Source organism: Thermogutta sp., from assembly GCF_039793925.1.
Classification (GTDB): Bacteria; Planctomycetota; Planctomycetia; order Pirellulales; family Thermoguttaceae; genus Thermogutta.
On record NZ_JBAMME010000157.1, the window covers coordinates 623 to 1,142 of the forward strand.

1 protein-coding gene is annotated in these 520 nt (G+C 62.3%); it reads right to left on the bottom strand.

The genetic code is table 11. The annotated features are described in order from the left end of the window. A partial coding sequence (locus ABJK56_RS06260) for a hypothetical protein (RefSeq protein ID WP_347243807.1) occupies nt 1-246 on the bottom strand: 246 nt, incomplete at its 3' end. Nucleotides 247-520 lie beyond the last annotated feature (274 nt).

Here is a 520-nt window from a genome sequence, read left to right on the forward strand (position 1 = left end):
GGCGACGGGGGGCTCCAAGAGCCTCTCTACGCCGAGAACCACCACGGGTTGGCCAGCAACCAGCACGGTCACATCCCCCGGGTTGAGGGCATGGGAGGGCGTGCCGCCCTCGACACGCAACACGGTGCTCACGGCGGTTACCGACACCTCTTCGCGAAAAGCTGGTTGGGGGGGCTGCGGCCCCCCCAAAAGTTTCGGCCCAACCAGAAATACGAGGGTCAGCTCAATGCTCCACGGAATGTTCATCGCCCTCAAACCCCAGGACACTCCCAAGCGGGTGTACCCGCGTCGCACTGCACGCACGTCTCCAACTCAGGAACAACCCGGCATGGGCAGGGTACCGGCTGCCAGCCGCAGATGCCGTTAGGAAGGCAGTCCTTGTACCAGCAATTGTAGGTCGTCGAAGTGCTGTGACAACTCCGAGTTTCCTCCGTTTTCGTCCACCCCGTTTGGATTCCTCTCACCATGTCCACTCGTCAAAGCAAGAACCGTGCCGCGCCGCAGCTCGGCCAGAATGGGT